This window comes from Streptomyces sp. NPDC058291, assembly GCF_042880855.1.
GTDB lineage: Bacteria > Actinomycetota > Actinomycetes > Streptomycetales > Streptomycetaceae > Streptomyces.
This window is the reverse complement of the sequence record NZ_JBHVYK010000001.1, coordinates 240868-250016: the sequence shown is the minus strand read 5'-3', so window position 1 is coordinate 250016 and position 9149 is coordinate 240868. Positions and strand designations below refer to the sequence as shown.

Here is a 9149-nt window from a genome sequence, read left to right as displayed (position 1 = left end):
CGGCGACCGACGCCGTGGGCACGTACACGACGTTCGCCGATCCGAACGGCTTTCCCAGCATGTCCCGCAGCGCGTCCCGCAGTGTCTCGTTACGCAGGCCACTCGCCGTCAACAAAAAGTTCATCGGACGAGCCAAGCACGGCAGACGGGCCACGCGCAACGAACCCGAGCCCCCCCTACCGCCCTGGCATCGCGGCGCGAGGACAGGAACTCACGTCCAGCCAGGCGGCACGCGGCCAGTAGGGGGGCGGGGGATCCGCCCCGGACCGGGGGCGGGATCAGGCCAGTCGTGGGCTCGGCCCGCCGAGGGGCCACAGGAGCGTTAGCCTGTCATGCCTATGACAGTGAAGGGGTGACGGCGCACATGATCGGATCCGCCTCCAAGAGTTCGGCCCGTGCAGGCCTCGCACTGGGCGCGGCCCTGGTGTCGACGCTGCTCTGCACGCCGGCTGCCGCGGCCGCCTCCGGGGAGGCCGGCCAGGGTCCGGGTGCGGCTGCCACCGCGCCCGCGCACGGCGAACGGGCTTGTCCCGTCGTGTACTTCGACCTGGGGGAGACCCTGGTGCACACCGCCGAGGACGGCAGCACCACCTACCTGCCCGGGGCGGCCTCGTACCTGCGGACCCTGCGGAAACACCACATCAGGGTCGGCCTGATCACCAATGTCCCGCCCTCCTGGGGCACGACCGACGCCGAGCGCGCCGCCCGGCTGCGGACGGAGGTCGACGCAACGTGGCGGGGCCCGACGGCCTTCGCCTGGGCGGACTTCGGCGACCGGATCCGGACGCCGCGCACCGAGGCCGAACGCAAGCCGTCCCCGGTCCTGTGGCAGCGCGCCAAAGAGGACTCGGCCGGCTGCCGGGTCGTCTACCAGGCGGAGACCGCCCAGGAGGTGTCCGTGGCCTCCTCCCTGGGCTTCGTGGCGTACCAGGTCGGTCTGCCTCAGCGGCCCGCGTTCCTGCCGGCGGGGCTGGTCGAACTCCTCGGCTGCCGCCTCGCTTGAACGCAGCCCCGCCCCCGCCCCAGCAGCAGCCGGGACCGCCCGTCGCCGTACGCCCTTGGTCCGGGGCATACGGCGAGGGGTCGGCGCCTGGGCCACGGTCACCGTTTCGGCGGCGGGTGTCGGGCTGACCTGCCGGTGGCCCGATGGCCCGATGGCCCGGTGGGTCCGGTGGGTCCGTGGGTCCGGTGGGTCCTGTCGTCAGGTCGCTCGTGGTCTGCGCGGAGTCCGGTGCGGTTCGAGGGCCTCTTCGCGGCCGGCGTCCTCAGCGTCCGCCAGGTCGGGAGCACCGTGGCCCCTCTCCGCCGACGCGGTTCCACCGGTTCCCGCGGGGTCGGCCGCCTGCGGCGATACCGCCCGATCATCGTCCCGGCCCCTGGGGGCCACCACTCCGCTGCGCAGCACCAGTTGGAAGACCCCGATCAGCACCGCAGTGGCCAGCGCGCTGTGCCACAGCAGGGCGTCCAGATGTCCGGCCGACAGGTACGCGCCCGCGGCGATCGCGGCCAGGGCGCACACCGCGCGGTCCACGATGCTCTCCACCGACAGCAGGGTGGCCCGGGGTGCGTGCGCGGGGATCGCGTCGTTGACCAGTTTGCGCTGGACCGGGAAGGCGAACCCGGTGGCGGCGGCGAACAGGCAGAGCAGCACGATGACGACCCACGGCCCGCCCAGGGTCATGGCCGCCAGGGTGCCCGCCAGCGCGAGACTGAGGACGGACACCCAGGCGACCGGCGGCAGCCTGCGGCTGAGCCATTGGGGCCGCGCGGACGCCACCGCCTCTGCCACGGTCATCGCGGCCAGCACCCCACCGTGCGAGGCCTCGCCGATGCCGTGGTCCAGCAGGATCGGCTGGAAGAGGTTGACCTGGCAGATGCGCGACAGCGTGAAGACGGCCACGCCCTGCACCATCACCAGGGCCAGCCACGGCGAGGAGGCGACGCAGCGCAGCGCGGTCCCCGCGTCCCGCAGGAAGGCGCCGCCCCGGCGCCCGCCGTCACTCCGGCCCCTGTCCGCTCCGGCTTGCGCTCCGGCGAAGCGGGGCAGCAGCAGGGCGCAGACGAGGGATCCTGCCGCGCTTGCGGCGCTGAGCACGTAGGGGGCAGGGTGTGAGAGAGCCATCAAGGGGCCGACCAGCGGCCAGCACACCACCTTCGCCGCCAGCCCCAGCGCCCGCGCGGTGCCCTCCGCCCGCAGGTAGTGCTCGTCGCACCGTTCCGCCCGCAACCCGTCGTACAGATAGGCGCTCGCCGCGCCCGAGGTGAGCGACCGACCGGCGGCGATGGCCAGGAAGTGGAGGAGGAACCCCGTGTAGGAGGCGCTGACCACGGGGGCCAGGTTCGCCGCCGTCATCACCACCGCGCCGGCCCGCAGGCAGTTGCGGGTGCCGATCCGGTCGGCGATCAGCCCGGTAGGGATCTCCAGCAGGCAGAAGGCCACGTAGTAGATGCTCTGGATGCCGAAGATCTGCCCGTCCGAGAGGCCGGCCTCCTTCTGATAGGCGTAGAACACCGGCATCCACCACAGCAGGTTGAACAGCAGCTGGAAGCCGTAGTTGAGCCGGATGATCCGGCGGGCGGCGTCGGTCAGACCCGTGGCCGCCGCGGTGTCGGGGCGCGGCCCGCCGAGGCGCGCCCTCACAGTGCGTAGGGGCGGATCTGGACCAGCCGGATATCGCCCTGCTCGGTCATCAGCCACTCGATGTCGAGGGGCCTGTCCACGTCGCTCTGGCTGAAGTGGGACTGCAGGAGCCGTCCGGTCAGGGAGAGGTCGGCGAGCCGGGCGCGGACGGCGGCGGACAGCCCCTGGCCCCACGAACCCAGCGCGACGGTACGGCCGCCGCCCTCCACGGTGTTGTACAGGTACTGCTGCGGCAGCACCGTCCCGTCGACCACCTGTTCGGGCGAGCCCGGGGAACAGTTGAGGTAGACGTTGCGGAAGTCCTCCCGGCGGGTCGGGTTGCAGGTCACGAGGACGCCGCCCAGGGAGGCGGGCACGTACTCCTGGACGATCACACCCATGTAGGTGTCGTCGAGGGAGATGCCGACCTGGTGGCGCAGCCGCACACTGCGGGGCGACACGAGGGAGGCCCACACCTGGCGTACGGCGTCGAGGAGTTCACCCGTGCCGTGGACGGTGGTGACGGAGTCGTAGACGCCCGCCGCGGAGAACCCGGGGAGGTCCTCGGCGTTGGAGGAGGAGCGCACCACCAGCCGTCCGCGCGAGGCCGCCGCGGCGGGGAAGGCCTGGTCGATCTGCCGGGTGACCGCCTCGGGGACGGGGGTGTGCCGGATCAGGTGCTGCAGGTGCAGGCACAGCGAGTCCAGGACGTCGGTGGCGTCGAGTTCGAGCGCCATCTTCAGCTTGCCGATGCCCTGCTGGAGAGCCGGGGAGGAGGCGAGGAACCGCTGCTGGAGCGCGAAGGGGAGCGCCACGCCCTCCGGGGCGCCGACGGCCTCGGCGACGAACTCCGCTGCCTTGAAGCGTAGTTGATCGGCGGTGAAGGCGGTGAGGCCGAGGCGGGCGGCGAGGTGGCCGTAGAGGTCCTCACGCGGCGGACGGGGCCGGCCGTAGAAGGAGGTCAGGTCCACCGTGCGGCTGTCGAGGACGTGGTGCAGCTCGCCGAGGTTGGCCGCCTTCGTGCCGTAACGGTCGCGGTCGGCACTGCGCAGCCGGTGCAGGGACAGCACGGGGGCGTCTTCGAGCAGCGGCGGTTCGAGGCGTATGCGCTGCTGGTGCCAGGACGGCGCCCGCAGACCGGGGTCTTGGTCGAGGCGCTGCAGGGATATGTCGTCCTCGTCGACCCGGTAGCGCACCCACGTGTCGTCGAGGCCGTCCTTGTCGACGAGCTGCTCAAGATCCCGGACGATCGCGTTGGGGATGCCCCAGCCGGAGGCGAGGACGTTGGTGTGCGAAAGGGGCGTGATCGGCGCGGTGTTGATGAAGCCGGCGACCCGCGGCACGTCGTCGGGCAGGCAGGGCATCGCCACGATGTCCGCCCAGCCCAGTGCGGCCTGCGCCGCCGTGTACTCCTCGGCCGTCCGGAAGAAGCGCAGTCGCCCGATGGCCTCGCCGGGGTTGAGCGGTGTGCGCTCGCGGGACCCGAACAGCTCGTGGCTCAGGATGCGGGGCACACGCTGTTCGCTGATCGCCGAGAGCGCCTCCTCCTGGCCGTGGTTGGCGGGCTTGAGCAGCAGCGGCAGCCTGTTGTCGACCCGGGCCCGCACGAACTCGTAGAAGAAGGCGAGCAGTTCGCCGTGCATGGTGTCGGCCTCGGTTGTCTCCAGGACGAGGAACGACCGCTCCCTGCCCTCTTCCCGCTCGGTGTGCAGGGACAGCACACCGAGCAGGAATCGGCGCTCGGGATCGGTGTAGACGGATGCGTTGAACGCGTCCAGCTCCGCGTCCAGCGCGGCCAGGTCCATCCCCAGCACCCGGGTGGCGACGTAGTTGACGTGGAAGGGGTGCGCGCCGGTGTCGAGGAGGTGCCAGGTGTTCTCCGCGCGGTCGACGACGACCTTGAGGTAGGGGTGACCCGCCAGGACTCCCGACAGCGTCCGGAAGAGGGGAAGGGAGAGGTTCTCGCCGACGACCGTGCGGTCCGTGGCGCGCTCGGCGGCGTCGGTGGCCAGGTGGGGGCTCATGCGGGGACCTCCTCGGACTGCGCCGCGGGCAGCACCCGGGGCAGGGCGTCCACCAGGGTCTCGAAGTCCTGCAGCACCGTGCGCGGGTCGGCGGCGGAGAGCAGGCACAGGGCCGCCATGGTGTTGGCGCCCGCGGCGGGGTCGTAGACCGGCACGACGCTGCCGTCGGGCAGGGAGCTCTCCGCCACCACCGACAGCTCGCTGCCCGGGCTCAGGGGCACGTTCGACGCGACCACGGGGAAGTCCCAGACCCTGCGGTCCTGCCAGGCCTCGCCGTCGCCGTCGACCGCGAGGACGACGAGGGAGCCCGCCGCACCCCGGGCCTGCGCCGGTGTCAGGGCCTGCTCCGGCCAGGCGACAGGGCGTCCCAGCAGGTGGTCGACGAGCATGCCCACCAGGTCCAGGGCGAAGACCTCCTCGATCTGCGGCACCGTCATCGCGCCGCCGAACCGGGCTGCGGTCTCGATGAGCCACATGCTGCCGTCGCGGCCGAGCTTGATCTCCGTGTGCGTTCCGCAGTCGCGCAGGCCCAGCGCGTCGACGGCGCGGCGCGCCAGGTCCACGACGCGGTCCTGCGCGTCCGGCGAGAGCAGGGCGGGGGTGATGCCGGCGCGCTCGGTGAAGGGCTGGATGGTGGGCATCCGGCCGCTGAGGCAGACGGGGTGGAAGACACCGTCTGCCACGACGCCTTCGACGCTGAGGTAGTCGCCCCAGCCGGGCTCGTCGAACCAGTCCGCCGCCGTGCCGTTGACGATCTCCTCGACCACGAAGTCGGCGTCCGCCTCGGCCACATGCAGCTCCGCGTATCCCAACTGGGCGGACTCCGCCATGACCTGGCGCGAGCGGGCCCACGCGGCGGACGCCTCGCCGGGGGAGGTGATGATCTGGTGGGCGGTGGATCCCGCGCTCCAGGCCGCCTTGAGCAGCAGCGGACAGGACAGGGAGTTCACCGCCGCCTGCAGATCCGCCTGCGTGGCGACGGGACGGAACGCGGGCTGCGGCAGGCCGCTGCGCTGCCAGGTGCTCCGCATCAGCCGCTTGTCGCGCGCGAGTGCGGCGGCTGCGCCCGCGCCCGGCAGACCGAGCTTCTCGCAGGCCTCGGCGACGGCCACGACCGCGTACTCGGAGAAGGTGACCACGGCGTCCGCGCCCACCTGCCGGGCGTGCTCGACGATCAGGGAGACCAGGTCGCTGCGGCCCGCGTCGCCCGGCGTCGTGACCGAGGCGCACAGTCTCCCGGCGGAACCCGCCACGGCGGGGGGAAGAGCGCTGAGCGCCAGCAGGTGCACGTCCGCCCTCGCAGCCGTCCGGGACAGGACATGGCCGAGCGGCGGACCACCCTTGGCATGCACCAACAGCACCGTGCTCACAGAAATTCGTCTCCATTCACCTGGTCGGTAGGGGCCCTCCTCGGCACCGGTGGTGCGGCGAGGGGCCCGGGGGTCACGGGTGGGGACGGCGTCCGGCGTGTCCGCCCGCACACTCCAGGGGACCAGGCTGTAACCGTCCATATCGCCGCGCAGGGTGCTCGCCACTCAGGCAAATGCCTGAGTCGTGGACGTGATTCACAGGTTTTCGTCCCCGGGGCCGGGCTTGACCTGTAGGGCGGCCGGGACCGCCGTCCGCTTCCGGGAACTCGGCCGGGAATGGAGCTTGTGCTGTACAGAGCGGGATATCCAACGTCGGGTGACTGTGCGTCAGCCAGTCGTATACGGACGGAGACCGTTGTGGGCGACCCGAGCCTCAAGACACTGCTCGAGAACCTTCCCGTGTTCTGGAGGGAAGTCGACGAGCCGTGGCAGGCGGGGGAGGGGGACGCCGACGGGCTCTGGCAGACAGGGGAGTCGTCCGCCGGCCGCCCCGCCGACCCGGGCGGCTCACAGCGCCCGCCGGACCGGCCGCAGCGGGGAGCAGGGCTCGCGGTGCCCCCCGGCTACGCCGCCTTCGCGGACCTCGTGGACCTCGCTCCGGCGGCCGCCTTCATCCGGGACCGCGACGGGCGCTACCTGTGGGCCAACAACGCCTACGCGCACCTCTACGGCACCGTGCCGCAGCAGCTGGTCGGCAGATACATCGAGGACTTCGACGCCCCGGCCGAGGCCGACCGCTTCCGGGCCCTTGACCAGCAGATACTCGCTCGGGGCAGGCCCGTCCGCCACACCCTGCGCTACCTGCGTCAGGACGGCACCACGGGCCGAGCGGTCGGTCACCGCTTCCCGGTGCGGGAACAGTCCCGCACGTGCATCGCCGGCATCTACGTCGACATCACCGACCATCTGCGGGCCACGGCCCAGCGCCAGGAGGCCGAGGAGAACCTCAGCGCCCTGCGCGACCACAGTGGGCTGCCGTGTGCCCTGTTGTCGGCGAACGGGCGGGTGATCGAGGCGAGCGTGGCGGCCGCCGAACTCTTCCACCTCGGCCTGACCGATCTCGTGGGCCGCCGCGCCCATACGCTGCTCGCCCCCGAACCGGGGCCCGATCTGGACCGGTTGCACAGCCGGTGGAACAGCCTGATAGCCCGCCGCACGCGACGTGTCGAGACCACCGCCGTGCTCGTCGACACCCACGGACTGCAGCGGCGGGCGGAGCTCCACCTGACGACTATCGGCCATTCCGCGAGCCGGGCACGGCACGTCTGGGCCGTGATCACCCATCAGAGCCTCGCCCACGAGGCGCACCCGCCCCTCACCGCCGCGCAGATCCGCATCCTGTCGCTACTGGCGCAGGGCAGCAGCAACAGCGACATAGCCGCCTCACTGAAACTGTCGCGGCAGACGCTCGACTACCACCTCAGCCGCCTGCGGCACCTGCTGGGCGCCGCATCCCGTCCGGCCCTCGTCGCCCGCGCCTACGTCCTCGGCATACTCGCCCCCCACGCCTGGCCCCCACGCTCGGCCACGGCGGCCCATCCCCTCAGCACCGCGTGACCTGCGGGGGCCGGAAGACCCCCGTCGGATCTTCTCAGCTGTACTCGAGGGTGCCGGAAGAGCCGGGCCGGCGGTGCCGCGAGTTCGTTCGTGACGGCGGTGTCAGCCGAGTCGTCCGAGTCCGAGGGCGTTCATCGTGCGTTCGGCCATGCGCTGTTCCCCGAGGGCGTTGGGATGGACCGGGAGGATGCTCTGCCCGAAGAGAAGCGGTTCGATCCAGCGGGTGCCCGCGGGCTTGCAGGCGTCATGCCCCTCGGAGGCCTGGGAGAAGTCCACGTACGCCGCTCCGGTCTCTTCGGCGGCGCGCTTGACGACGGCGTTCAGGTGGGCCTGGATTCCGCGCGGGTAGGGCACGTCGCCGGAGGCGAGGGGGAGCTTCGCGCAGCAGGTCGGGTCGGCGACGGACGGGGTGATCCAGGGGTAACCCAGGGCGGCGATGCGGGCGTCCGGCGACTAATGACGCTGTCATGACATGGCCGAGCTTGGTCATGTGCTCTCTCCTCCGGGGAGCGGGGCGGGGAGCGAGAGCGGCCGGTTCGGCACAGCCGGCTCCGCGACGAAGAAGGCGGCTCGAGCAAGGAAGCGGCGCCGATCCCGGACCGGACGGCGGCGCGCGCCGCCGGAGGATCGGGGCGCCGGCCGTGGGGTTGTCGCCGGTGCTACCCATACCCGGGCGGAAGCTGACCTGGGCGCGCGAAAGGGGCGTCCGGCCGGGCCGGACGCCACCTCTCCCGTGGGGTTCTCACACCTGTCGTCGTACCAGGTTCAGCAGATCCCTGATGGAGTCCCGGCGCGTCCAGGCGATGAGGACGAGCGGCACGATGAGGATCAGCGGGGTCGCCGCGTTCTCGCCGTCGAAGACGGTCATCTGGACGACGAACGCGCCGACCATCAGCGCGCTGAGCGCGACCGCGGCCACTGACTGCAGCACCGGAATCAACAGAGCCACACCGCCGGCGAGTTCGAGCGCACCGATGACGTACATGCCGGTGCTGCCCCAGCCGATCCGCTCGAAGGAGTCGACGGCGTAGGAGTTGGCGATCAGCTTGGGCAGGGCGCTGGCGATGCCGTAGAAGAGGGCGAGCAGCACCTGCACGGTGCGCAGGGCGATCCGGGCGCGGCGGCCGCGGGTGGCGGAGGCGGGGGAGGAAGCGCCGGAGGTGACGGGAGCGGTGGTCTCGGACATCTGGTTCTCCTGTGCTGCGCGGGGTGATGGGCGGTACGTGCTGCAGTCACCGGGATAGACCGCGCGTCACCACAGAACTCATCGGTCCTACAGCGGAGACCAACTGGCGCGAGGAAATCCTTATTGACGGCTGAGGGGGAGAGCCCCGCCGGACAGGAGTACGGCTGTGATCGTCCGACTCGTGGGCGGTCCGCTCGGTGGCCGTGAGCTGTCGACCACTCGGAACCCGTGGGTCGGGAGCCGGCTCACGGCCAGTCGCGACTGGGGTTCGTACGTCCCCGTACTCCGGTGGGTGGCCCCGGAGGCCCCATCGCGATCTCAACACGGCGGCCGCAGGGTATTGGCCGCAACCGTGTTAGTGGCCGCGTCGAGCTGTACGGTGCAGCTGCCGC

At 71.8% G+C, this 9149-nt stretch carries 6 protein-coding genes and 2 pseudogenes; 2 read left to right on the top strand and 6 right to left on the bottom strand.

Annotated elements, in window-relative coordinates; translation table 11 throughout:
• A pseudogene (locus tag ACFVYK_RS01180) lies at positions 1–124 on the bottom strand (peptidase E); the annotation flags it as partial.
• 240 nt (positions 125–364) lie between these two features.
• Here ACFVYK_RS01180 and ACFVYK_RS01175 point away from each other — a divergent pair.
• On the top strand, positions 365–1003 hold the full coding sequence (locus tag ACFVYK_RS01175; protein WP_389767164.1) for a hypothetical protein: 639 nt from the start codon (positions 365–367) through the stop codon (positions 1001–1003).
• Positions 1004–1201: 198 nt separating this feature from the next.
• Here the strand turns inward: ACFVYK_RS01175 and ACFVYK_RS01170 are convergent, their stop codons facing one another.
• Genes ACFVYK_RS01170 through ACFVYK_RS01160 form a run of 3 tightly spaced genes read right to left on the bottom strand, consistent with a single transcriptional unit; the run spans position 1202 to position 6014 of the window.
• Positions 1202–2641, bottom strand: a complete 1440-nt coding sequence (locus ACFVYK_RS01170) for an MFS transporter (protein WP_389767162.1) — start codon at positions 2639–2641, stop codon at positions 1202–1204.
• Entirely contained in the window at positions 2638–4644 is a 2007-nt protein-coding gene (locus ACFVYK_RS01165) for a PEP/pyruvate-binding domain-containing protein (protein WP_389767161.1), read from the bottom strand. Before ACFVYK_RS01165 ends, ACFVYK_RS01170 begins: the two co-directional genes overlap by 4 nt.
• A complete protein-coding gene (locus ACFVYK_RS01160) occupies positions 4641–6014 on the bottom strand; it encodes an acetyl-CoA carboxylase biotin carboxylase subunit family protein (RefSeq protein ID WP_389767159.1) in 1374 nt (457 codons plus the stop codon). The genes ACFVYK_RS01165 and ACFVYK_RS01160 overlap by 4 nt, the downstream gene beginning before the upstream one ends.
• Positions 6015–6371: 357 nt before the next feature.
• On the opposite strand from ACFVYK_RS01160, the gene ACFVYK_RS01155 reads away from it, so the two are divergent.
• Positions 6372–7571 (top strand): PAS domain-containing protein, encoded by a 1200-nt coding sequence (locus ACFVYK_RS01155; protein WP_389767157.1) that lies wholly within the window; start codon positions 6372–6374, stop codon positions 7569–7571.
• A 102-nt stretch (positions 7572–7673) separates the two neighbouring features.
• Here ACFVYK_RS01155 and ACFVYK_RS01150 read toward each other — a convergent pair.
• Positions 7674–8024, bottom strand: a pseudogene (locus ACFVYK_RS01150) (GDSL-type esterase/lipase family protein); the annotation flags it as partial.
• A 289-nt stretch (positions 8025–8313) separates the two neighbouring features.
• A complete protein-coding gene (locus ACFVYK_RS01145) occupies positions 8314–8757 on the bottom strand; it encodes a DoxX family protein (RefSeq protein WP_389767155.1) in 444 nt (147 codons plus the stop codon).
• Positions 8758–9149 lie beyond the last annotated feature (392 nt).